The organism is Micromonospora sp. M71_S20, from assembly GCF_003664255.1.
GTDB lineage: Bacteria > Actinomycetota > Actinomycetes > Mycobacteriales > Micromonosporaceae > Micromonospora.
Map to the genome: position 1 here is coordinate 3,215,696 of NZ_RCCV01000001.1, position 26,167 is coordinate 3,241,862.

Genomic DNA, 26,167 nt, shown 5'->3' on the forward strand with positions numbered 1-26,167 from the left:
ACGGGCCCCTCGGCCGTGGAGATCAGATGGCCGACGCCCCGGTCAGGGCCGTCGAGATGGCCCGCAGGACCGCCGGCTGGTGCTCGGCCAGGAAGAAGTGCCCGCCCGGGTAGACCTTGAGGTCGAACGGCCCGGTGGTGTGGGTCGACCAGGCCTTGGCCTCCTCGACCGTCGTCTTCGGGTCGTCGTCGCCGGTGAAGGCGGTGATCGGGCAGCTCAGCGGCGGACCCGGCCGGTAGGTGTAGGTCTCCGCGGCCCGGTAGTCGCTGCGGATCGCCGGCAGCGCGGCCCGCAGCATCTCCGGGTCCCCGAGGACGGCGGAGTTGGTGCCGCTCAGCTTCCGGACGTCGGCCAGCAGGCCCTCGTCGTCGAGCAGGTGCACCGTCTCGTGCCGCGCCTGGGACGGCGCCCGGCGTCCGGACGCGAACAGGTGCGCCGCCGCGCCGCCGTCCTGCTCGATCAGGCGGGCGAGCTCGAAGCCGACGCTGGCCCCCATGCTGTGCCCGAAGATGGCCACCGGCTCGTCCAGCCACGGCCGCAGCACGGTGTGGACCTCCCGCGCGAGCTGGTGGATGTCACCGATGCACTTCTCGTGGCGCCGGTCCTGCCGGCCCGGGTACTGGATCGACAGCACCTCGACGGCGGGGGAGAGGCTGCGGGAGACGGGAAAGTAGAAGCTGGCCGACCCGCCGGCGTGGGGCAGGCACACCAACCGCCTGGCGCCACCCGGAGCCGGGTGGAAGCGTCGCACCCACAAGCCGTTGTCGGTATCTGGCGTGGTCATCCCTTGGCGGTCCTTCCGGCGGCTGCGGTTCCCGACCGGATCGACACAGACCCGGTCGAGGCGACGCTAGTGCGACGGGTGGGGACCGGACACCCCTAGCTGGCCCGTTGCCTGGTTAGGGGTTGTCCGCGCTCGCGCACACCCAATAACTTCTCCCCGCAGATGGGGATCTGCGTGGCTCTCGGCCGAGCGAGCCGAACGACAGATACAGGTGTCGCCTGAGACTTCTGCGCATTCGTACCGTCGCTTACGTCGAGTCTCCGCCGTGAATCGCGATGGGCTGGGTTGATGGACACCGAAGAGAAGCTCCGGGAGTACCTGAAGAGAGTCACCGCCGACCTGCGGCGGACCCGGCAACGGCTCCGGGACGTCGAGGCCGAGGCGCAGCAGCCGATCGCGATCGTCGGCACGGGCTGCCGGTTCCCAGGCGGGGTACGCACGGCCGAGGAGCTGTGGGAACTCGTCGCGGCCGGCGGCGACGCCATCGCCTCCTTCCCCACCGACCGCGGCTGGGACCTGGACACGCTCTACGATCCCGAGCGCTCCTGGCCGGGCACCTCCTCGGTCCGCGAGGGCGGATTCGTGCCCGACGCCGCCGAGTTCGACCCCCGGCTGTTCGGGGTCTCGCCGCGCGAGGCCCTCGCGATGGACCCGCAGCAGCGGCTGCTGCTGGAGACGTCGTGGGAGGCCGTCGAGTCGGCGGGCATCGACCCCACCAGCCTGAAGGGCGCCCGCGTCGGGGTCTTCGCCGGCATGACCCACAGCGGGTACGCCCACCCGCCGGAGACCCCGCCGGCGGGCGTGGAGGACTACCTGGGCCTCGGCAACGCGGGCAGCATCGCCTCGGGGCGGGTGGCGTACTCGTTCGGGTTCGAGGGGCCGGCGGTGACGGTGGACACGGCGTGTTCGTCGTCGCTGGTGGCGTTGCACCTGGCGGTGCAGGCGTTGCGCTCCGGGGAGTGCGACCTCGCCCTGGCCGGCGGCGTGACGGTGATGCCCACCCCGGCGGTGTTCGTCGACTTCACCCGGCAGGGCAACCTGTCCCCGGTGGCCCGGTGCCGGGCGTTCGCCGACGCGGCGGACGGCACGGCCCTCGCCGAGGGCGTCGGGATGCTGCTGGTGCAGCGCCTGTCGGACGCGCAACGCGACGGCCGTCGGATCCTGGCGGTGGTACGGGGCACGGCGGTGAATCAGGATGGTGCGTCGAACGGGTTGACGGCGCCGAATGGTCCGTCGCAGCAGCGGGTGATCCGTCAGGCGCTGGCGGGTGCGGGGTTGTCGGCGGCGGACGTGGACGTGGTGGAGGCGCACGGCACCGGTACGACGTTGGGTGATCCGATCGAGGCGCAGGCTCTGCTGGCGACGTACGGGCAGGGTCGGGATGTGCCGCTGCTGCTCGGCTCGGTGAAGTCGAACATCGGTCACACGCAGGCCGCTGCGGGGGTGGCGGGCATCATCAAGATGATCTTGGCGATGCGGGCGGGTGTGGTGCCGGCGACGCTGCATGTGGATGCTCCCTCGTCGCACGTGGACTGGTCGTCGGGTGCGGTGGAGTTGGTGACGCAGGCGCGCGAGTGGCCGGCGGTGGAGCGTCCGCGTCGGGCGGGCGTGTCGTCGTTCGGCATCTCGGGGACGAACGCGCACGTGATCCTGGAGCAGCCGGAGCCCGAGACCGAACCCGAGGCCGAGGCGGAGCCGGTGGCGGGCCCCGTGGGGCTGCCGGTGCCGTGGGTGGTGTCGGGGCGCTCGGAGCGGGGTCTGGCGGGTCAGGCCGCGCGGTTGGCGTCGTTCGTGCGGGACCGTTCCGTATCGCCGGTGGATGTGTCGTGGTCGTTGGCGACGACTCGGGCGGCGTTGGAGCACCGGGCGGTGGTGTGGGGCGCGGACGTCGACGAGCTGGTCGCCGGCCTGTCGGCGGTCGCCGAGGGCGGGCCGGCGGTGTCGGGTGTGGTGTCGGCGGGTCGTCGGGCGGTGTTGTTCACCGGTCAGGGTTCCCAGCGTGCCGGCATGGGTCGGGAGTTGTACGAGGCGTTTCCTGTCTTCGCGTCGTCCTTCGACGCGGTGTGCGCTGGGTTTGACGGGCATCTGCCGCGTGCGTTGCGGGAGGTGGTGTTCGCCGAGGCGGGCTCGGCCGAGGCCGCTCTGGTGGATCAGACGGTCTTCGCGCAGGCCGGTCTGTTCGCGGTGGAGGTGGCGTTGTGGGAGTTGCTCGCGTCGTGGGGTGTGCGGGCGGATTTCCTGGCGGGTCACTCGATCGGTGAGGTGACGGCCGCGTACGTGGCGGGGATGTTGTCGCTTGCCGATGCGTGTGTCCTGGTGGCGGCGCGGGGTCGGTTGATGCAGGCGTTGCCGTCCGGTGGGGTGATGGCGGCGGTCGGTGCGTCGGAGGTCGACGTGCGGGAGGTCATCGACGCTGCGGGTGCGGGCGTGGACATCGCGGCGGTGAACGGTCCGGCGTCGGTGGTGGTCTCCGGTGCCGTCGACGAGGTGGCTTCGGTGGTGGCGACCGCCCGCGAGCGGGGTTGGCGGGTCAAGGAACTGTCGGTCAGTCACGCGTTCCATTCGCGGTTGATGGACCCGATGCTGGCCGAGTTCGCCTCGGTGGTGGCGGGCCTGTCGTGGCAGGCGCCGAGGATCCCGATCGTGTCGAACGTGACCGGTGCGGTGGCGGACGCCGCAGAGATCACCGACCCCGGCTACTGGGTGCGGCACGTGCGACAGCCCGTCCGGTTCGCCGACGCGGTGCGTACCCTGCACCAGCAGGACGTGACGCACTTCCTGGAGGTGGGCCCGGACGCCGTGCTCACCGCGATGGCGCAGGACTGCGTCGAGGCGACCGGCGACGTCCGGTTCACGGCCACGCTGCGTGCCGGCCACCCCGAGCCCGACACGCTGCGCACCGCCCTGGCCGAGCGGTACGTCACCGGCGGCCACGTCGACTGGGCCGGGTACCTCACCGGCGCCGGGGCCCGGCCCCGCACCGTCGCCCTGCCCACGTACGCCTTCGACCACCAGCGCTACTGGCTCAACGTCACCACCGCCGGCGCGGGGGCGCCCGGGCTCGGCGTCCGCCCCGTCGACCACGCGCTGCTCGACGGCGCCGTACGCGTGGCGGACGACGACGTACGGGTCTTCGGCGCCGAACTCTCCGCGCGGACCCACCCGTGGCTCGCCGAACACGTCGTCTGGGACTCGGTCGTGGTGCCCGGCGCCGCCCTGGTCGAGATGGTGCTGCACGCGGGCGCGCAGGTCGGCTGCGACGCGCTGGACGAGCTGACCCTGGAGGCGCCGCTGGCGCTCGCCGAGCAGGGCGCCCGGTCGGTGCAGGTGAAGCTGGGCACGGCGGACGAGGAGGGACGCCGGCCGGTCACCATCCACTCGCGGGCCGCGGCCGACCCGGACGGGGAGTGGGAGCGCCACGCGGCGGGCGTCCTCGCACCCGCCGCACCGCAGCCCGGCGGCTCCGAGCCGTCGCCCTGGCCGCCCACGGCCGCCACCGTCGTCGCGGTCGACGAGGTCTACACCGAGCTGTCCCGCCTGGGCGTCGAGTACGGCCCGCTCTTCCGTGGCCTGCGCGCCGTCTGGCGTGCCGACGACGAGGTGTGCGCCGAGGTGGCGGTGCCCGACGGCACCGAGGTCACCGGCTTCGGCATCCACCCCGCACTGCTGGACGCGGCGCTGCACGTCGTCGGCCTGCTCGACTCCGACCAGGAGGCCTCCGGCGTACGGCTGCCCTTCGCCTGGACCGGCGTCACCCTCTCGGCGGTCGGCGCGACCGCGCTGCGGGTGCGTGCCCGGCGCAGCGGCGGCGGCGTCACCCTGACCCTGACCGACCCGGCCGGCGCCCCCGTCGCCCGGATCGCCTCCCTGGTCTCCCGCCCCGTGACCGCCGAGCAGGTACGCGGCGCCGGCGCGGGCGTCGACTCGCTGTTCGACGTCGCCTGGCAGGCCGTGCCGGTGGGCGCCCCGGCGACCGGGCGCGCGGTGCTCCTCGGCGACGCCCCGGCCGACCTGTCGGGACTCGCCCGGTACGGGCTCACCGAGCTGGCCGAGGCGGTCGACGCCGGCCAGCTCGACCCGGGGCTGGTGCTGCTCGCGGCGTACGCCGACGACGAGCGCGCCCCGGTCCCTGCCGCGACCCGGACCCGACTCGCCGCCGTGCTGACCGCCGTGCAGGGCTGGCTCGCCGACGACCGGCTGGCGGAGCGGCGGCTGGTCGTGCTGACCCGGGGGGCCGTCCCCGCCGGTGACGGCGGCCGGACGACCGACCTGCCCGGCGCCGCGGTCTGGGGCCTGCTGCGCTCGGCCCAGGCGGAGCACCCCGACCGCTTCGTGCTCGTGGACCTCGACGAGGCGCGGCGACCGGAGCCCGGCACCGTGGACCTGGTGGCCCGCGCGGTCGCCACGGGCGAACCCCAACTGGCGGTCCGGGACGACCGGGTGCTGGCGCCCCGGCTCACGCCCGCGGTCCTCGACCCGGCGCTGGCCGCCGAACTCGACCCCGACGGGACGGTCCTGCTCACCGGGGCCACCGGCGCCCTCGGCGGCCTGCTGGCCCGGCACCTGGTCGCCAGGCACAAGGTGCGCCACCTGCTGCTGGTCAGCCGGCGCGGGCCGGACGCCCCCGGCGCGGCGGAGCTGCTGACCGAGCTGACCGAGCTGGGCGCGCAGGCCCGGTTGGTGGCCGGCGACGTGGCGGACCGGGACTCCCTCGCCGCGCTGCTGGCCGGCGTCCCCGCCGAGCACCCGCTCACCGGCGTGGTCCACGCCGCCGGTGTCCTCGACGACGCGGTGATCTCGGCGCTGACCCCCGGGCGGGTGTCCGCCGTGCTCTCCGCCAAGTCCGACGCCGCCTGGCACCTGCACGAGCTGACCCGGGGGCGGAACCTGGCGGTGTTCGTCCTCTTCTCGTCGGTCGCCGGCGTCCTCGGCGGCCCCGGGCAGGGCAACTACGCCGCCGCGAACGCGTTCCTGGACGGCCTTGCCCAGCACCGGCGCGCCGCGGGCCTCGCCGCCACCTCCCTGGCCTGGGGGTCCTGGGCCGCCGACAGCGGGATGACGGGCGCCCTCGACGCCGCCCAGCGGCAGCGGATGAGCCGCAACGGCCTCAGCCCGCTCGACACCGACCAGGCGCTGCGCCTCTTCGACGCCAGCCTGCGCGGCGGCCGCCCCCACCTGGTGCCGGCGCTGCTCGACCCCGCCGCGCTGCGCCGCCAGGCCGACGCCGGCCAGCTCCCGGCGCCGCTGCGCGGCCTGGTCCGGGCCAGGCGGCGCGTCGTCGACGGCGGCGGCGACAGCGGGCCGTCCTTCGCGCAGCGCCTGGCCGGCACGCCCGAGGCCGAGCGCGGCCGGCTGGTGGAGGACCTGGTCAAGGCGCAGGTCATCGAGGTGCTCGGCTACCCGCCGGCCACCGTCGTGCCCTCCGGGCAGACGTTCACCGGCCTCGGCTTCGACTCGCTGACCGCGGTGGAGCTGCGCAACCGGCTGACCGCCCTCACCGGGATCCGACTGCCGGCGAGCCTGATCTTCGACTGCCCCACGCCCGCCGCCCTCGCCGACTTCCTGCTGGTCGACGCCGCCCCGCCGGCGCCCGAAGCGGGCCTGCTGGCCGAGCTGGACCGGCTGGAGGCCGCGTTCGCCGCGACCGGGCCGGAGGAGCTGGAACGACTGGCCGGCGACGACGAGACGCGGACCGCCGTGGCGGTCCGCCTCCGCGCGCTGGTCACCAGGTGGAGCGACGCCACGGACCGGCCGGCGGACGTCAGCCAGGCCCTCGACGACGCCTCGGACGACGAGCTGTTCGACTTCATCGACCAGAAGTTCGGCCGATCCTGACCACGAGTCCGCCGCTTGCCCCTTAGCGACAGGTGATCAACCCGATGGCGAACGAAGCCAAGCTCCGCGAGTACCTCAAGCGCGTCACGGCTGACCTGCACGAGACCAGCGAACGCCTGAGGGCCGTCGACGAGCAGAACCACGAGCCGATCGCGATCGTGGGGATGGGCTGCCGCTACCCGGGCGGGGTGCGGACCCCCGAGGCGCTGTGGCGGCTGGTCGAGTCCGGCGTCGACGCCGTCACGCCCTTCCCGGCGGACCGGGGCTGGGACGTGGAGAACCTCTACGACCCCGACCCGGACGCGCACGGCAAGTCGTACACCCGGGAGGGTGGCTTCCTGCACGACGCCGGCGAGTTCGACGGCGGCTTCTTCGGCATCTCCCCCCGCGAGGCGCTGGCGATGGACCCGCAGCAGCGGCTGCTGCTGGAGGTCGCCTGGGAAGCGGTCGAGCGGGCCGGCATCGCCGCCGACTCGCTCAAGGGCAGCCGGACCGGCGTCTTCACCGGCGTGATGTACCACGACTACGTCTCCCGCCTGAACGGCGTGCCGGAGGAGGTCGAGGCGTTCGTCGGCACCGGCAACCACGGCAGCGTCGTCTCCGGCCGGATCGCGTACACCTTCGGATTCGAGGGCCCGGCGGTGACCGTCGACACCGCCTGCTCGTCCTCGCTGGTGGCGATGCACCTCGCCGTGCAGGCCCTGCGCTCCGGCGAGTGCACGCTCGCGCTGGCCGGCGGCGTCACCGTCATGTCCAGCCCCGACACCTTCGTCGGCTTCAGCCGCCAGCGCGGCCTGTCCCCGGACGGGCGCTGCAAGTCCTTCGCCGCCGCCGCCGACGGCACCGGCTGGAGCGAGGGCGCCGGCCTGCTGCTGCTGGAACGGCTCTCCGACGCCCAGCGCAACGGCCACCCGGTGCTCGCCGTCGTACGCGGCACCGCCGTCAACCAGGACGGCGCCTCGAACGGCCTCACCGCGCCGCACGGCCCGTCGCAGCAGCGGGTGATCCGCCAGGCCCTCGCGAACGCCCGGCTCTCCCCGGCCGACGTGGACGCGGTGGAGGCCCACGGCACCGGCACCCGCCTCGGCGACCCCATCGAGGCGCAGGCGCTGCTCGCCACCTACGGCCGGGACCGGGCCGACGACCAGCCCCTCTGGCTCGGCTCGATCAAGTCCAACCTCGGGCACACCCAGGCCGCGGCCGGCGTCGCCGGCGTGATCAAGATGGTCATGGCAATGCGCCACGGCGTCCTGCCGCGGACCCTGCACGTCGACGAGCCGTCCCCACACGTCGACTGGTCGGCCGGCGCGGTGAGCCTGCTCCGCGAGCCGCGCCCGTGGCCGCGCGCCACCCGGCCGATGCGGGCCGGCGTCTCCTCCTTCGGCGTCAGCGGCACCAACGCCCACGTCATCGTCGAGGCCCCGCCCGCGCCGCAGCCGGCCACCGGCACCGTCGTCGGCCCCGACCCGCTGCCGTGGGTCGTCTCCGCGCGCAGCACCGCCGCGCTCGGCGCCCAGGCCGACCGGCTGCGCTCCTGGCTCGCCGACCACCCCGACGCCGCGCCGGCCACGGTGGGCCGCGCCCTGGCCGCCGGCCGGTCGGTCCTTGAACACCGCGCGGTGGTGCTCGGGGCCGACCGGGACGAGCTGGTCGCCGGGCTCAGCGCCCTGGCCGACGGCGTCCCGGCGGCGTCCGTGCGGCGCGGGGTCGCCAGCCCCACCCGGGTCGCCGTGCTCTGCACCGGCCAGGGCGCCCAGCGCGTCGGCATGGGCCGGCAGCTGTACGCGGCGTTCCCGGTCTTCGCCTCGGCCTTCGACGCCGCCTGTGCGGAACTCGACAAGCACCTCGACCGGCCCCTGCGCACCGTGCTCGACGGTCCCGCCGAGGTGCTCGACCGCACCGGCCACGCCCAGGCGGCGCTGTTCGCCGTCGAGGTGGCGGCCTACCGGCTCGTCGAGTCCTGGGGCGTCGTGCCGGACTTCGTGACCGGGCACTCGGTCGGCGAGGTGGCCGCCGCGCACGTCGCCGGCGTGCTGTCGCTGCCCGACGCCGCCCGCCTGGTCGCCGCCCGGGGCACCCTGATGCAGGCCCTGCCCACCGGCGGGGCGATGGTGTCGGTCCGCGCCACCGAGGCGGAGGTACGCGCGCACCTGGCCACCGCCGGCGACGCGGCCGGCGCCGGGCTGGCCGCCGTCAACGGCCCGGAGTCCGTCGTCGTCTCCGGCGACGAGGACGCCGTGCTGGCCGTCGCCGGACACTTCGCGGCCCTCGGCCGTAACACCAGGCGGCTGCGGGTCAGCCACGCGTTCCACTCCGCCCGCATGGACCCGATGCTCGACGCGTTCGGCGACGTGCTCGGGCAGCTGACCTTCGCCGCGCCCCGGATTCCCGTGGTCTCCACCGTGACGGGCGAGGTGCTCGACCCCGACGAGGTGCGCTCCCCGGCGTACTGGCTGCGCAACGTCCGCGACACGGTCCGCTTCGACGCGGCCGTGGCGATCCTGCGCGAGCTCGGGGTGGGCGCGTACGTCGAGGTGGGGCCGGGCGGGGTGCTCTCCGCGCTGACCCAGGAGATCGTCGGCGCGGACCAGGCGGCCTGCGCCCCGATGCTGCGGGCCGACCACGACGAGGCGGCGACCGCGCTGGCCGCGGCGGCCACCGTCTGGGCCCGGGGCGTGCCGGTGAACTGGGCGGCCCTGTTCGACGGCCCGCCCGTGCCGGTCGACCTGCCGACGTACGCGTTCCAGCGCGAGCGCTACTGGCTGCTGCCGCTGCCGCAGGCCGCCGACGTGACCGCCGCCGGGCTGACCCCGACCGGTCACCCGCTGCTCGGCGCGGTGTTCCGCTCGGCCGACGGCGACGAGGTGACGCTCACCGGCCGGCTGTCGGTGCAGAGCCAGCCCTGGCTGGCCGAGCACGCCGTACGCGACGTGGTGCTCTTCCCCGGGACCGGGTTCGTGGAACTGGCGCTGCGGGCCGGCGCGGAGGTCGGCGCCGACCGGCTCGCCGAGCTGACCCTGGAGGCGCCGCTGGTGCTGCCGGAGACCGGCGGCGTCGACGTGCAGGTCGCCGCCGAACGTACCGGCGGCGAGGCGTGGCAGCTGACGGTCCACGCCCGCCGGTCCGGCACCGACGACCTGTGGGTCCGGCACGCCACCGGCCTGCTCGCCCCGGCGCCCGCGGACGGCGGGGCCACGCTGGCGGACTGGCCGCCGGCCGCCGCCACCGCCCTGGACGTGTCGGAGCTGACCGGGCGGGCGGCGCAGGCCGGGTTCGCGTACGGCCCGGCCTTCCAGGGGCTGCGCGCCGCGTGGCGGCTCGGCACCGACGTGTACGCCGAGGTGGCGCTGCCCGAGCCGGCGGCCGACGAGGCCGGCGCGTACGGGCTGCACCCGGCCCTGCTCGACGCCGCCGTGCAGGCGGTCGGGCTCGGCATCGTCGACCCCGGCGAGGCCCGGCTGCCGTTCTCCTGGTCGGACGTGACGCTCTCCGCCCACGGCGCGGACACCCTGCGGGTACGGCTGACCCCCACCGGCTCGGACACGGTGGCCATGCTGGTCGCGGACGCCGCCGGTGAGCCGGTCGCCCGGGTCGGGTCCCTGGTGCTGCGGCCCCTGCCGGCCGGGGAACTCACCTCCGGCGGATCCCCGTGGCGTCGCTCGCTGTTCCGCCTCGACTGGCCCCGGCACGCCGGCGGCGTGGGCGCGCCCGACGGCACGACCTGGGCGGTGCTCGGCGACCGCCCCGCGCCGCTGCCGGCCGGCGTGACCGCCGTCCGGCACGCCGACCTCGACGCGCTGTGCGACGCGGGGGTGCCCGACGTCGTGCTGTTCCCGGTGGCCGGCGCCGCCGCGACCGACCCCGGCCCGGTCCACGACCTGCTCGCCGAGGTCCTCGCCGTGCTCCAGGGCTGGCTCGCCGCCGAGCGCCACACCGGCGGGTCCCGGCTGGTGGTCCTCACCAGCGGCGCCGTCGCCGTGGACGACGACGCGGACGTCACCGACCTGGCCGGCGCCGCCGTGTGGGGTCTGCTCCGGTCGGCGCAGGCCGAGCACCCCGGCCGGTTCCTGGTCGTCGACCTCGACGACCGGGAGAACGCCGCGTCCGCCCTCGCCGGCCTGCTGTCGGCCGACGAGCCGCAGGCGGCGGTGCGCGACAGCATGCTCCGGGTGCCCCGGCTCGTCGCCGCCCCAGAGCCCGCGGCCCCGGAACCCGCCGCGCCGGCGCTGGACCCGGACGGCACGGTGCTGGTCACCGGCGGCACCGGTGCCCTGGGCGCGCTCCTCGCCCGCCACCTGGTCGCCCGGCACGGGGTCCGCCACCTGGTGCTGACCAACCGCCGCGGGGCCGCCGCGGACGGTGCCGCCGACCTGCTCGCCGATCTCGCCGACCTGGGCGCCACCGCGACTGTCGAGGCGTGCGACGCCGCCGACCCCGACGCCCTCGCCGCGCTGCTCGACCGGATCGACCCGGCGCACCCGCTGACCGGCGTGGTGCACACCGCCGGCGTGCTGGCCGACCGCACCCTCACCTCGCTCACCGCCGGGTCCCTCGAGGAGGTGCTCCGGCCGAAGGTGGACGCCGCCGCGCACCTGCACGAGCTGACCGCCGCCCACGGCCTCGCGCTCTTCGTCACCTACTCCTCGGCGGCGGGCGTGACGGGCAGCCCCGGGCAGGCCAACTACGCGGCGGCCAACGCCTTCCTGGACGCGCTCGCGCACCGGCGGCGGGCCGCGGGCCTCCCGGCGCTCTCCCTGGCCTGGGGGCCGTGGGCCGAGTCGGGCGGCGGCATGACGGCCGGCCTCGACCGGGCCGACACCGACCGGCTGGCCCGCGCGGGCGTCCGCCCGATCTCCCAGGCGGACGGCCTCGCACTCTTCGACGCCGCCCTGTCGACCGGCCTGCCCACGGCGGTGCCGATGGCGCTGGACGGCCCGGCGCTGCGCGGCCAGGCCGAGGCGGGCACCCTGCCGTCGGTCCTGCGCGGCCTGGTCCGCACCCCCCGCCGCCGCGCCGCGCGGTCCGGCCCGGCCGAGACCGCCGCCCTGACCGAACGGCTCGCCGGGCTCGACCGCGAGGAGCGCGCCGCGGCCCTGCTGCGGCTCGTCCTCGACCAGGTCGCGGCGGTGCTGGGGTACGCCGACGCCGCCGCCGTCGAGGCCGGCCGCCCGTTCACCGAGCTGGGCTTCGACTCGCTCACCGCCGTCGAGCTGCGCAACCGGCTGGGCGCGGTGACCGGCCTGCGACTGCCGGCGACCCTGGTCTTCGACCACCCGACCCCGCTCGCCCTGGCCGACCACCTGGACGCCGAGACCGGGACCGACGCCGGCGCGCTGCCGACCCCGGTCGCCGCCGTCGCGGCGCTCGACGAGCCGATCGCGATCGTCGGCATGAGCTGCCGCTACCCCGGCGGCGTGCGCAGCCCCGAGCAGCTGTGGGACCTCCTCGTCTCCGGTGGGGACGGCATCACCGGCTTCCCGGCCGACCGCGGCTGGGACGTCGACGACCTGTACGACCCGTCGGGCGCGCGCCGGGGCAGCAGCTACGCCCGCGAGGGCGGCTTCCTGACCGACGCCGGCGACTTCGACGCCGACCTGTTCAAGATCTCGCCGCACGAGGCCCTCGCGATGGACCCGCAGCAGCGGCTGCTGCTGGAGACCTCGTGGGAAGCGATCGAGGACGCCCGGATCGACCCGCTCGCGCTCAAGGGCCGCCCGGTCGGCGTGTTCGCCGGCATGATGTACCACAACCACGCCGCCGGGCTGGCCGACGTTCCGGAGGCCCTCGACGGCTACCTCGGCGTCGGCACCGCCAGCAGCGTGCTGTCGGGTCGGGTGGCGTACTCGTTCGGGTTCGAGGGCCCGGCGGTGACGGTGGACACGGCGTGTTCGTCGTCGCTGGTGGCGTTGCACCTGGCGGTGCAGGCGCTGCGGTCGGGCGAGTGCGACCTCGCCCTGGCCGGCGGCGTCACCGTGATGGCGACGCCCGAGACGTTCATCGACTTCTCCCGCCAGCGGGGCATGGCCCCCGACGGCCGGTGCAAGTCCTTCTCCGACGGGGCGGACGGCACCGGCTGGTCCGAGGGCGTGGGCGTGCTGCTGGTACAGCGCCTGTCGGACGCGCGGCGCGACGGGCGCCGGGTCCTGGCGGTGGTGCGGGGCACGGCGGTGAACCAGGACGGTGCGTCGAACGGGCTGACGGCGCCGAACGGTCCGTCGCAGCAGCGGGTGATCCGCCAGGCCCTCGCGAACGCCCGGCTGGGCGTCGGGGACGTCGACGTCGTGGAGGCGCACGGTACGGGCACGACGCTGGGCGACCCCATCGAGGCGCAGGCTCTGCTGGCGACGTACGGGCAGGACCGCGACGAGCCGTTCCTGTTGGGGTCGGTGAAGTCGAACATCGGTCACACGCAGGCCGCCGCCGGGGTGGCGGGCATCATCAAGATGATCTTGGCGATGCGGGCGGGTGTGGTGCCGGCGACGCTGCACGTCGACGCGCCGTCGTCGCATGTGGACTGGTCGTCGGGCGCGGTGGAGCTGGTGACCGAGTCGCGCGAGTGGCCGGCGGCGGGGCGTCCGCGTCGGGCGGGCGTGTCGTCGTTCGGCATCTCCGGCACGAACGCGCACGTGATCATCGAGCAGGGCGAGCCGGAGTCCGCTCCGGCGCCGGTCGCACCGGTCGGGCTGCCGGTGCCGTGGGTGGTGTCGGGACGCTCGGAGCGGGGTCTGGCGGGTCAGGCGGGGCGGTTGGCGTCGTTCGTGCGGGACCGTTCCGTATCGCCGGTGGATGTGTCGTGGTCGTTGGCGACGACTCGGGCGGCGTTGGAGCACCGGGCGGTGGTGTGGGGCGCGGACGTCGACGAGTTGGTCGCCGGCCTGTCGGCGGTGGCCGAGGGCGGGCCGGCGGTGTCGGGTGTGGTGTCGGCGGGGCGTCGGGCGGTGTTGTTCACCGGTCAGGGTTCCCAGCGTGCCGGCATGGGCCGGGAGTTGTACGAGGCGTTTCCTGTCTTCGCGTCGTCCTTCGACGCGGTGTGCGCTGGGTTTGACGGGCATCTGCCGCGTGCGTTGCGGGAGGTGGTGTTCGCCGAGGCGGGCTCGGCCGAGGCCGCTCTGGTGGATCAGACGGTCTTCGCGCAGGCCGGTCTGTTCGCGGTGGAGGTGGCGTTGTGGGAGTTGCTCGCGTCGTGGGGTGTGCGGGCGGATTTCCTGGCGGGTCACTCGATCGGTGAGGTGACGGCCGCGTACGTGGCGGGGATGTTGTCGCTTGCCGATGCGTGTGTCCTGGTGGCGGCGCGGGGTCGGTTGATGCAGGCGTTGCCGTCCGGTGGGGTGATGGCGGCGGTCGGTGCGTCGGAGGTCGACGTGCGGGAGGTCATCGACGCTGCGGGTGCGGGCGTGGACATCGCGGCGGTGAACGGTCCGGCGTCGGTGGTGGTCTCCGGTGCCGTCGACGAGGTGGCTTCGGTGGTGGCGACCGCCCGTGAGCGGGGTTGGCGGGTCAAGGAGTTGTCGGTCAGTCACGCGTTCCATTCGCGGTTGATGGACCCGATGTTGGACGAGTTCGCCTCGGTGGTGGCGGGCCTGTCGTGGCAGGCGCCGAGGATCCCGATCGTGTCGAACGTGACCGGTGCGGTGGCGGACGCCGCAGAGATCACCGACCCCGGCTACTGGGTGCGGCACGTGCGACAGCCGGTGCGGTTTGCCGACGGGGTGGCGGTGCTGCGGGCGCAGGGCGTGGACACGTTCCTGGAGGTCGGCCCCGACGCGACGTTGACGGCGATGGTGGCGGAGATCGTCGCGGATGCCGCGGTGCGGCGGATTCCGGCGTCGCGCCGTGACCAGGCGGAGGTCGCCGCGCTGACCGAGGCGCTGGGGCAGTTGTGGGTCGCGGGTGTGCCGGTCGACTGGGCGGCGTACCTCGGCCAGACCGGCGCCCGGCCGCGCGTGGTCGACCTGCCCACCTACGCCTTCGACCATCGGCGCTACTGGATCAACGTCGCGACGCGTGCCTACCGGCCCCCCGCCGCCCGGCGTACCGCCGCCGACGAGGACTTCTGGCGGGCGATCGAGGCGGAGGACCTGACGACCCTCGCCGAGAGCCTGGCCGTCGACGCCGACGCCCCGCTCGCGGACGTGCTGCCCGCCCTGTCCACCTGGCGACGCCGCCGGGACGCCGAAGCGGCCCTCGACTCCTGGCGCTACCGGGTGACCTGGCAGCCGCTCACGGACGACGTCGCCCGCGCCGAGGCGACCGACTTCCTGCTCGTCGTGCCGGCCGACGCCGACGCGGCCGTGACGGACTGGGCCGCCGCCCTCGGCGCCGCCGGCGGGCGGATCGTCGAGGTCGACGCCGCGTGCGACCGGAAGCGGCTCGCCCACGACCTCGTCGAGGCGTCGGCCGGCCGCGACGGGGACGTGCTGCCCGTACTCTCCCTGCTCGCGTTCGACACCCGGCCGTACGCCGGGGCCGCCTCCGTGCCGACGGGCCTCGCCGGCACGGTCGCGCTCGCGCAGGCACTCGGGGACGCCGGGATCACCGCCCGGCTCTGGATCGCCACCCGTGGCGCGGTCTCCGTCGGGTCCCGGGACCGGCACGTCGACCCCGTGCAGGCCATGGCGTGGGGCTTCGGCAGCGTGCTGCGCGCCGAGCACCCGCACCGGTGGGGCGGGCTCGTCGACGTCCCCGAGCAGCCCGACCAGGGCGTCGTGCGCATGCTCCGGACGCTGATCGCCGGCACCGGTCGCGAGGACGAGGTCGCCCTGCGCCGCAACGGTGGCCACGCCCGCAGGCTCGTTCGTGCGACGTACGGGGACACCGGTCCGCGTCGTTCCTGGACGCCGCGCGGCACGGTGCTGGTCACCGGCGGGACCGGGGCCCTCGGCCGGCACGTCGCCCGCGCCCTGGCCGCCGAGGGTGCCGAGCACCTCCTGCTGGTCAGCCGGCGGGGTGGCGGGGCGCCGGGCGCGACCGCCCTCGCCGAGGAACTCGCCGGGCTCGGCAGCCGGGTCACCCTCGCGTCCTGCGACGTGGCCGACCGGGCCGCGCTCGCGGCGCTGCTCGACTCGATCCCCGCCGAGCTTCCGCTGAGCGCGGTCGTGCACACCGCCGCCGCCCTCGACGACAACGTCGTCGACGCGGTCAGCGTCGACCAGCTGGCCACCGCCCTGCGGGCGAAGGTCGACGCCGCGCGCAACCTGGACGAGCTGACCCGGGGCCTGGACCTCTCCGCCTTCGTGCTCTTCTCCTCCCTCGCCGGTCTCATGGGTGCCGCCGGGCAGACCACCTACGCGCCGGGCAATGCCTTCCTCGACGCGCTGGCGCAGCGGCGTCGCGCGGAGGGGCTGCCGGCGACCTCGCTCGCCTGGGGCCTGTGGGCCGAGGGCGGGGTGAGCGCCGGTGAGTTCGAGCAGCGGCTGAGGCGTACCGGCTTCGGCGCGATGGCACCGGAGACGGCCGTGCGCGCCCTGACCCGGGCGCTGGACCGCGACGAGACGTACCTCGTGGTGGCCGACATCGACTGGGCCCGGGTGGCCGCCGCCGGCGGCCCACGCCCCCACCCGCTGGTCCGGGACCTCCTGGCCGAGGCCGGCGCGGCGGGAACCACCGACGCCCCCGTGCCGGCGGCCGACCTGCGCCTCCGCCTGGCGGGGATGTCCGGCGCGGAGCAGCTGCGCGCCCTCGGCGAACTCGTGCGTGCCGAGGTCGCGGCCGTGCTGGGCCACGAGTCCGCCGAGCGGGTGGCGCCGGACCGGGCCTTCCAGGACCTCGGTTTCACGTCGCTGGCGGCGGTCGAGCTGCGCAACCGGCTCGACGCGGCGACCGGCCTCGCGTTGCCGACCACGCTCGCCTTCGACTACCCGAACTCGGCGGCCCTGGCCGGGTACATCCACGCCGAGTTGCTCGGCGGGCAGGCCCTTCCCGTCCCCGCCGCCCTCACCGGTCCCGTTGTGGGCGACGACCCGATCGTCATCGTCGGCATGGGCTGCCGTTTCCCCGCCGGCGCCGAGTCCCCGGAGGGGCTCTGGGACCTGCTGGCGGCCGGCGTCGACGCGATGTCGGACTTCCCGACCAACCGGCACTGGGACCTGGGGTCCCTGGCCGGAACCGACTCCTACGTCTCGCGGGGGGCGTTCCTGGCCGACGCGGGCGGCTTCGACGCGGAGTTCTTCGGTATCTCACCGCGTGAGGCGCTGGCCATGGACCCGCAGCAGCGGTTGCTGCTGGAGGTCGCCTGGGAGGCGTTCGAGGACGCCCGGATCGAGCCGCTCGCGCTGCGCGGCGGCCGGGTCGGGGTGTTCGCCGGCACGAACGGGCAGGACTACGAGACCGTCGTGCGTCAGGCCGGGGAGTCGCTGGCCGGGTTCGGCGCGACCGGCGCCTCGGCGAGCGTGTTGTCGGGTCGGGTGGCGTACTCGTTCGGGTTCGAGGGGCCGGCGGTGACGGTGGACACGGCGTGTTCGTCGTCGCTGGTGGCGTTGCACCTGGCGGTGCAGGCGCTGCGGTCGGGCGAGTGCGACCTGGCCCTGGCCGGCGGCGTCACCGTGATGGCCACCCCGGGTGCCTTCATCGAGTTCTCCCGCCAGGGCGGACTGTCGGCGGACGGCCGCTGCAAGGCCTTCGCCGAGTCGGCGGACGGCACCGCGTGGGGCGAAGGCGTCGGGGTGCTGGTGGTGCAGCGCCTGTCGGACGCGCGGCGTGACGGGCGTCGGGTCCTGGCGGTGGTGCGGGGTTCGGCGGTGAATCAGGATGGTGCGTCGAACGGGTTGACGGCGCCGAATGGTCCGTCGCAGCAGCGGGTGATCCGTCAGGCGCTGGCGGGTGCGGGGTTGTCGGCGGCTGACGTGGACGTGGTGGAGGCGCACGGCACCGGTACGACGTTGGGTGATCCGATAGAGGCGCAGGCTCTGCTGGCGACGTACGGGCAGGGTCGGGACGTGCCGCTGCTGCTCGGCTCGGTGAAGTCGAACATCGGTCACACGCAGGCGGCTGCGGGGGTGGCGGGCATCATCAAGATGATCTTGGCGATGCGGGCGGGTGTGGTGCCGGCGACGCTGCATGTGGATGCGCCGTCGTCGCATGTGGACTGGTCGTCGGGTGCGGTGGAGTTGGTGACGCAGGCGCGCGAGTGGCCGGCGGTGGAGCGTCCCCGGCGCGCGGGCGTGTCGTCGTTCGGCATCTCGGGGACGAACGCGCACGTGATCATCGAGCAGCCGGAGCCGGTGCTGGGGCTTGTGGCCGTGTCGGGTGCGGAGCCGGTGACTGCGGCGGCGGAGTCCGTGCACGCGTCGGACGGGGAGCTTCGCGGCGAGGATGGCCTGATCGGGGCGGCGGACGGGGTGCCGGGTTCGGCGTCTGCCGGGGGCGCGTCCGTGGGGCTGCCGGTGCCGTGGGTGGTGTCGGGGCGCTCGGAGCGGGGTCTGGCGGGTCAGGCCGCGCGGTTGGCGTCGTTCGTGGGTGGGCGTTCGGGTCTGTCGCCGGTGGATGTGTCGTGGTCGTTGGCGACGACTCGGGCGGCGTTGGAGCACCGGGCGGTGGTGTGGGGCGCGGACGTCGACGAGCTGGTCGCCGGCCTGTTGGCGTTGGCCGAGGGCGGGCCGGCGGTGTCGGGTGTGGTGTCGGCGGGGCGTCGGGCGGTGTTGTTCACCGGTCAGGGCTCGCAGCGCGCCGGCATGGGCCGGGAGCTGTACGAGGCGTTCCCGGTGTTCGCGTCGTCTTTCGACGAGGTGTGTGCGCAGTTCGACGGCTTGTTGCCGCGTCCTCTGCGTCAGGTGGTGTTCGCGGAGGCGGGTTCTGACGAGGCCGGTCTGGTGGATCAGACGGTCTTCGCGCAGGCCGGTCTGTTCGCGGTGGAGGTGGCGTTGTGGGAGTTGTTGTCGTCGTGGGGAGTGCGGGCGGATTTCCTGGCGGGTCATTCGATCGGTGAGGTGACGGCGGCGTACGTGGCGGGGATGTTGTCGTTGGCGGATGCGTGTGTGTTGGTGGCGGCGCGGGGTCGGTTGATGCAGGCGTTGCCGTCCGGTGGGGTGATGGCGGCGGTCGGCGCGTCCGAGGAGTCGATCGGTGAGCTGATCGGTGCGATCGGTGCGGCGGTGGACCTGGCGGCCGTGAACGGTCCGGCGTCGGTGGTGGTGTCGGGTGCGGCGGTCGAGGTTGCTGCGGTGGTGGCGGCCTGCCGTGAGCGGGGTTGGCGGGTCAAGGAGCTGTCGGTCAGTCACGCGTTCCACTCGCGGTTGATGGAGCCGATGCTGGACGAGTTCCGGTCGGTGGTGGCGGGGCTCGACTGGCGGGTGCCGCGGGTCGCGGTGGTGTCGAATGTGACGGGTGCGGTGGCGGACCCGTTGGAGTTGGTGGATCCGGAGTACTGGGTGCGCCACGTGCGGCAGCCGGTGCGGTTCGCCGACGGGGTGGCGGCGCTGCGGGCGCAGGGCGTGGACACGTTCCTGGAGGTCGGCCCCGACGCGACGTTGACGGCGATGGTGGCGGAGATCGTCGCGGATGCCGCAGTGCGGCGGATTCCGGCGTCGCGCCGTGACCAGGCGGAGGTCGCCGTACTGGCCTCCGCGCTGGGGCAGTTGTGGGTCGCGGGTGTGCCGGTCGACTGGGCGGCGTACCTCGGTCAGGCCGGCGCCCGGTCGCGCGTGGTCGACCTGCCCACGTACGCCTTCGACCACACCTGGTACTGGCCCGAGGCGGCGCCCTCGGCCCGCCGGGACGCGCACGGCGAGGCTCTCGACGGGCGGTTCTGGGCGGCCGTGGAGTCCGGCGACCCCGACCTGGTCGGCGGTGAGCTGGGCGTCGGCGCGGACGAACCGTTCAGCGCGGTTCTGCCGAAGCTCGCGCAGTGGCGGCGGGCCGCACAGCAGCGGTCGACGGTGGACTCCTGGCGCTACCGGGTGGTGTGGCGACGCCAGGACGTGACCGGGAACGAGACCCTGACCGGCTCCTGGTTGGTGCTGATGCTCCCCGGCCAGGAGGACCACCCGTTGCTGGCCGGGCTGGCGGAGCGGGGCGCCGAGGTGGTCCCGGTGGTGCTCGACGCGCTGGACCGGGACGAGATCGCGCGCCGACTGACCGGAGCGGTGGAGGCCGGGAAGCCGGTCGCCGGGCTGGTCTCGCTGCTGTCGCTGGCCGGTGCGGGCGTGGTCGAGGCGCTGGCGGTGGCGCAGGCGCTGGCCGTCACGGAGATCCAGGGGCGGCTCTGGTGGCTCACCCGTGGGGCGGTCTCCGTGGACGAGGCGGAGGCGCTGACCGACGTGGTGGGTGCCGCGGTGTGGGGTTTGGGTCGGGTGGTGGGTTTGGAGGTGCCGTTGCGGTGGGGTGGTTTGGTGGATTTGCCGGGGGATTTGGGTGGGGGTGTGTGGGTTCGGTTGTGTGGGGTGTTGTCGTCGGGTGGTGGTGAGGATCAGGTGGCGTTGCGGTCGTCGGGTGTGTTTGTGCGGCGGTTGGTGCGTGCGGGCGCTGGTGGTTCTGCGGGTGCTGGTGCTGGTGGTTTCCGGTTGTCGGGGACGGTGTTGGTGACGGGTGGTACGGGGGCGTTGGGTGCGCGGGTGGCGTTGTGGGCGGTGGGTGTGGGTGCGGAGCATGTGGTGTTGGTGAGTCGGCGTGGTGGTGGTGCGCCGGGTGTGGGGGATTTGGTGGGGCGGTTGGAGGGGTTGGGGGTGCGGGTGTCGGTGGTGGCGTGTGATGTGGCGGATCGTGGTGCGGTGGCGGGGTTGTTGGGGGATTTGGTGGGTCGTGGTGAGCGGTTGCGGGCGGTGGTGCATGCGGCGGGTGCGGCGCAGTTGACGCCGTTGGGTGAGGTGGGTGTGGGTGAGGTGGAGGAGGTGTTGCGGGCGAAGGTTGGTGGTGCGGTGGTGTTGGATGAGTTGACTGCTGGTGTGGATCTTGATGCGTTTGTGGTGTTCTCGTCGATTGCGGGGGTGTGGGGTTCGGCGGGTCAGGTGGGGTATGCGGCGGCGAATGCGTTTTTGGATGGGTTGGTGGTGTCGCGGCGTGCTCGTGGGTTGGTGGGGACGTCGGTGGCGTGGGGGCCGTGGGCTGAGGCGGGTATGGCGGTGGGGGTGGCGGGGGAGCAGTTGAGTCGGCGTGGTTTGCCGGGGATGGCTCCGGAGTTGGCGGTGGTGGCGTTGCAGCGGGCGTTGGATGGTGGTGAGGGCCAGGTGGTGGTGGCGGATGTGCGGTGGGATCGGTTCGTGCCGTCGTTCACGGCGTTGCGTCCGTCTCGGCTGTTCACCGACATCCCCGAAGCGCAGGCGGCGATCGAGGCGGCGGCCCGAGCCGAAACCGGTCCCACCGACCAGGCTTCCGCGCTGCGCGAGCGGCTGGCGGCCCTGACGTCGCCGGAGGTCGAGGCGTCCCTCCTGGACCTCGTACGCTCCCAGGTCGCCACGGTGCTCGGCCACGCCACCGTGGAGGCGGTGCGGCCGGACCGGCCGTTCCAGCGTCTCGGCTTCGACTCGCTCACCGCCGTCGAGCTGCGCAACCGGCTGACCGCCGAGACGGGCCTTACGCTGCCCTCCACCCTCGTCTTCGACCACCCGACGCCGGCCGCCCTGGTCGCCTTCATCCGGGAATCCGTGCTCGGCGCCTCGGCTGACGCGCCGGCCGCCCGCAGGATCGTCGCCGTGGACGACGACCCGATCGTGATCGTCGGAATGGGCTGCCGCCTTCCGGGTGGCGTCGCATCCCCGGACGAGTTGTGGCAACTGCTCTCCACGGGACGCGACGGCATCTCCGAGTTCCCCCTCGACCGGGGCTGGGACAGCTTCCTCAGCAGCGGCCTGTCCGACACGTCCTTCGTCCGCAGGGGCGGCTTCGTCTACGACGCCGGTGAGTTCGACGCCGAGTTCTTCGGCATCTCGCCGCGTGAGGCCCTCGCGATGGACCCGCAGCAGCGGCTGCTGCTGGAGACGTCGTGGGAGGCCGTCGAGTCGGCGGGTATCGACCCGACCAGCCTGAGGGGCGGCGCGGTCGGCGTCTTCGCCGGGGCCAGCTTCCAGGGGTACGCCAGCGGGTCGGTCGGTCGGGCCCAGGAGGTCGGCGGCCACCTGCTCACCGGCAACGCGACAAGCGTGTTGTCGGGTCGGGTGGCGTACTCGTTCGGCTTCGAGGGCCCGGCGGTGACGGTGGACACCGCGTGTTCGTCGTCGCTGGTGGCGCTGCACCTGGCGGTGCAGGCGCTGCGGTCCGGCGAGTGCGACCTCGCGCTGGCCGGCGGCGTCACCGTGATGGCCTCACCGGCCACGTTCGCCGAGTTCTCGATCCAGGGCGGCCTGTCCGCCGACGGCCGCTGCAAGTCGTTCTCGGATGCCGCGGACGGCACCGGCTGGTCCGAGGGCGTGGGCGTGCTGGTGGTGCAGCGCCTGTCGGACGCGCGGCGTGACGGGCGTCGGGTCCTGGCGGTGGTGCGGGGTTCGGCGGTGAATCAGGATGGTGCGTCGAACGGGTTGACGGCGCCGAATGGTCCGTCGCAGCAGCGGGTGATCCGTCAGGCGCTGGCGGGTGCGGGGTTGTCGGCGGCTGACGTGGACGTGGTGGAGGCGCACGGCACCGGTACGACGTTGGGTGATCCGATAGAGGCGCAGGCTCTGCTGGCGACGTACGGGCAGGGTCGGGACGTGCCGCTGCTGCTCGGCTCGGTGAAGTCGAACATCGGTCACACGCAGGCGGCTGCGGGGGTGGCGGGCATCATCAAGATGATCTTGGCGATGTGGGCGGGTGTGGTCCCGGCGACGCTGCATGTGGATGCGCCGTCGTCGCACGTGGACTGGTCCTCGGGCGCGGTGGAGCTGGTGACCGAGTCGCGGGCGTGGCCGGATGCGGAGCGTCCGCGTCGGGCGGGCGTGTCGTCGTTCGGCATCTCCGGCACCAACGCCCACGTGATCATCGAACAGGGCGAGCCGGAGTCCGCTCCGGCGCCGGTCGCACCGGTCGGGCTGCCGGTGCCGTGGGTGGTGTCGGGACGCTCCGAGCGGGGTCTGGCGGGTCAGGCCGCGCGGTTGGCGTCGTTCGTGCGGGACCGTTCCGTATCGCCGGTGGATGTGTCGTGGTCGTTGGCGACGACTCGGGCGGCGTTGGAGCACCGGGCGGTGGTGTGGGGCGCGGACGTCGACGAGCTGGTCGCCGGCCTGTCGGCGGTGGCCGAGGGCGGGCCGGCGGTGTCGGGTGTGGTGTCGGCGGGGCGTCGGGCGGTGTTGTTCACCGGTCAGGGTTCCCAGCGTGCCGGCATGGGCCGGGAGCTGTACGAGGCGTTTCCTGTCTTCGCGTCGTCCTTCGACGCGGTGTGCGCTGGGTTTGACGGGCATCTGCCGCGTGCGTTGCGGGAGGTGGTGTTCGCCGAGGCGGGCTCGGCCGAGGCCGCTCTGGTGGATCAGACGGTCTTCGCGCAGGCGGGGTTGTTCGCGGTGGAGGTGGCGTTGTGGGAGTTGCTCGCGTCGTGGGGTGTGCGGGCGGACTTCCTGGCGGGTCACTCGATCGGTGAGGTGACGGCCGCGTACGTGTCGGGGATGTTGTCGCTTGCGGATGCGTGTGTCCTGGTGGCGGCGCGGGGTCGGTTGATGCAGGCGTTGCCGTCCGGTGGGGTGATGGCGGCGGTCGGTGCGTCGGAGGTCGACGTGCGGGAGGTCATCGACGCTGCGGGTGCGGGCGTGGACATCGCGGCGGTGAACGGTCCGGCGTCGGTGGTGGTCTCCGGTGCCGTCGACGAGGTGGCTTCGGTGGTGGCGACCGCCCGCGAGCGGGGTTGGCGGGTCAAGGAACTGTCGGTCAGTCACGCGTTCCATTCGCGGTTGATGGACCCGATGCTGGCCGAGTTCGCCTCGGTGGTGGCGGGGCTGGACTGGCAGGCGCCGAGGATCCCCGTCGTGTCGAACGTGACCGGCGCGGTCGCGGACGCCGCAGAGATCACCGATCCGGAGTACTGGGTGCGGCACGTGCGGCAGCCGGTGCGGTTTGCCGACGGGGTGACGGCGCTGCGGGCGCAGGGCGTGGACACGTTCCTGGAGCTCGGCCCGGACGCCGTCCTCACCGCCATGGCAGCCGAGGCGGACGCGGACGACGACGTGCGGTACGTCGCCACGCTGCGCCGCAACCAGCCCGACGTCACCACCCTCACCAACGCCGTCGGGCAGCTCTGGGCTGCCGGCGTGGCCGTCGACTGGGCGGCGTACCTCAATCAGACCGGTGCCCGGCCGCGCGTGGTCGAGCTGCCCACCTACGCCTTCGACCGGCAGCGCTACTGGCTGGAGGACCCCCGGCCCGGCTCGGCTCCGGAGGGCGCCAACACCCCGTCCGACGAGCAGTTCTGGGCGGCGGTCGAGTCCGGGGACCTCGGCGTGCTCGGCGACGAGCTGGCGGTGGGCGCGGACGAGCCGTCCACCGCGCTGCTGCCCAAGCTCGCCCGGTGGCGGCGGGCCACGCAGCAGCGGGCCGCCGTCGACTCCTGGCGGTACCGGGCGACGTGGCGTACGGCCGCGGTGCCGGAGTCCGCGACGTTGGCGGGGACCTGGCTGCTGCTGATGGCGCCGGGGCAGGCGGACCACCCGGTGGCCGCGGCCCTGGCCGCCCGGGCCGACCGGGCGGTCCCGGTGCTGGTCCCGGCCGGCGCCGACCGCGACCTGGTGGCGCGGCTGCTGCGGGAGGCGATGGGGACCGACGACCGGGACGCCGACGTGGTGTCCCTGCTGTCGCTGGCCGACCCCCGGGAGTCGGTCACTTCCGGGGAGGCGGCCACGGTTCCGGCCGCCGCCGAGGTGTCGACGGCGCTGGCCGTGGTGCAGGCGCTGACCGACGTCGGCGGGACGGGCCGGTTGTGGTGGCTGACGCGTGGGGCGGTGTCGGTCGGCGGCTCGGACGTGTTGGCGGATGTCGCGGGTGCCGCGGTGTGGGGTTTGGGTCGGGTGGTGGGTTTGGAGGTGCCGTTGCGGTGGGGTGGTTTGGTGGATTTGCCGGGGGATTTGGGTGGGGGTGTGTGGGGTCGGTTGTGTGGGGTGTTGTCGTCGGGTGGTGGTGAGGATCAGGTGGCGTTGCGGTCGTCGGGTGTGTTTGTGCGGCGGTTGGTCCGTGCGGGCGCTGGTGGTTCTGCGGGTGCTGGTGCTGGTGGTTTCCGGTTGTCGGGGACGGTGTTGGTGACGGGTGGTACGGGGGCGTTGGGTGCGCGGGTGGCGTTGTGGGCGGTGGGTGTGGGTGCGGAGCATGTGGTGTTGGTGAGTCGGCGTGGTGGTGGTGCGCCGGGTGTGGGGGATTTGGTGGGGCGGTTGGAGGGGTTGGGGGTGCGGGTGTCGGTGGTGGCGTGTGATGTGGCGGATCGTGGTGCGGTGGCGGGGTTGTTGGCGGACTTGGTGGGTCGTGGTGAGCGGTTGCGGGCGGTGGTGCATGCGGCGGGTGCGGCGCAGTTGACGCCGTTGGGTGAGGTGGCTGTGGGTGAGGTGGAGGAGGTGTTGCGGGCGAAGGTTGGTGGTGCGGTGGTGTTGGATGAGTTGACTGCTGGTGTGGATCTTGATGCGTTTGTGGTGTTCTCGTCGATTGCGGGGGTGTGGGGTTCGGCGGGTCAGGTGGGGTATGCGGCGGCGAATGCGTTTTTGGATGGGTTGGTGGCGTCGCGGCGTGCTCGTGGGTTGGTGGGGACGTCGGTGGCGTGGGGGCCGTGGGCTGAGGCGGGTATGGCGGTGGGGGTGGCGGGGGAGCAGTTGAGTCGGCGTGGTTTGCCGGGGATGGCTCCGGAGTTGGCGGTGGTGGCGTTGCAGCGGGCGTTGGAGGCTGGTGAGGGCCAGGTGGTGGTGGCGGATGTGCGGTGGGATCGGTTCGTGCCGTCGTTCACGGCGTTGCGTCCGTCCCGGCTGTTCACCGACATCCCCGAGGCACAGCCCGCGCAGGGCGAGGAGGCGCCGAAGAACGAGGACCGCGGCGCGGCGTCGGCGCTGCGCGGGCGCCTGGCCGCCGCCTCCGGTCCGGAGCGTGACCGCATCCTGCTCGACCTGGTCCGCAGCACCGCCGCGGCGGTGCTGGGCCACGCCACGCCGAGCGGGATCAGGCCCGCCCGCGGCTTCCTCGAACTGGGCTTCGACTCGCTCACCGCCGTCGAGCTGCGCAACCGGCTGACCGCCGCGACGGGAATCGGACTGCCCGCCACCCTCGTCTTCGACCACCCGACGCCGGCCGCGCTCGCCGGTCACCTGCGGGCCGAGTTGGCGCCCGAGCAGCCGGCGTTGCCGATCGCGGCGGAGATCGAGCGCCTCGACAAGCTCCTCGGCGGGCTGCCGGGCGACCAGGTCGACGACGCCGTCATCGGCCGGCTGGAGGATCTGGTGGCCAGGTGGCGGGGACGTCCCGCCGCCACGCCGGCGCCGGCCGCCAGGGAGGAGTTGGAGTCGGCGAGCCGGGATGAGCTCTTCGACATCATCCAGCGGGAGTTCGGCAAGTCCTGAGCGGACGGTTGGCGCCTCTCGCGCGTACGCCGTGAGCTGGCCGGCGGCGGCCAGGCCCACGGTCGCCTAGGGGTGCGCGGCGCCCGTCTAGGGGTGTGCCTGTGCGGGCCCGGCTCCGTAGGGT

General features: G+C 74.3%; 3 protein-coding genes. 2 read left to right on the top strand and 1 reads right to left on the bottom strand.

Annotated features, from left to right (window positions below; genetic code table 11):
- Positions 1-22 precede the first annotated feature (22 nt).
- Positions 23-784 (bottom strand): thioesterase II family protein, encoded by a 762-nt coding sequence (locus DER29_RS14390; RefSeq protein ID WP_121397795.1) that lies wholly within the window; start codon positions 782-784, stop codon positions 23-25.
- Between the two features lie 285 nt (positions 785-1,069).
- Between DER29_RS14390 and DER29_RS14395 the strand changes: the two genes are divergently transcribed.
- Together DER29_RS14395 and DER29_RS14400 are read left to right on the top strand one after the other, a co-directional pair.
- Positions 1,070-6,619 carry a type I polyketide synthase gene (locus DER29_RS14395; protein WP_121397796.1) on the top strand — a complete coding sequence of 1,850 codons (5,550 nt, stop codon included), beginning with the start codon at positions 1,070-1,072 and terminating at the stop codon, positions 6,617-6,619.
- A gap of 44 nt (positions 6,620-6,663) precedes the next feature.
- Positions 6,664-26,043, top strand: coding sequence for a type I polyketide synthase (locus tag DER29_RS14400; RefSeq protein WP_121399217.1), 19,380 nt, complete (start codon positions 6,664-6,666; stop codon positions 26,041-26,043).
- Positions 26,044-26,167: the final 124 nt, after the last annotated feature.

Coding starts and splice junctions, on each gene's coding strand:
- DER29_RS14390 (WP_121397795.1), bottom strand. CDS start 784: ATGACCACGCCAGATACCGACAACGGCTTGTGGGTGCGACGCTTCCAC.
- DER29_RS14400 (WP_121399217.1), top strand. CDS start 6,664: ATGGCGAACGAAGCCAAGCTCCGCGAGTACCTCAAGCGCGTCACGGCT.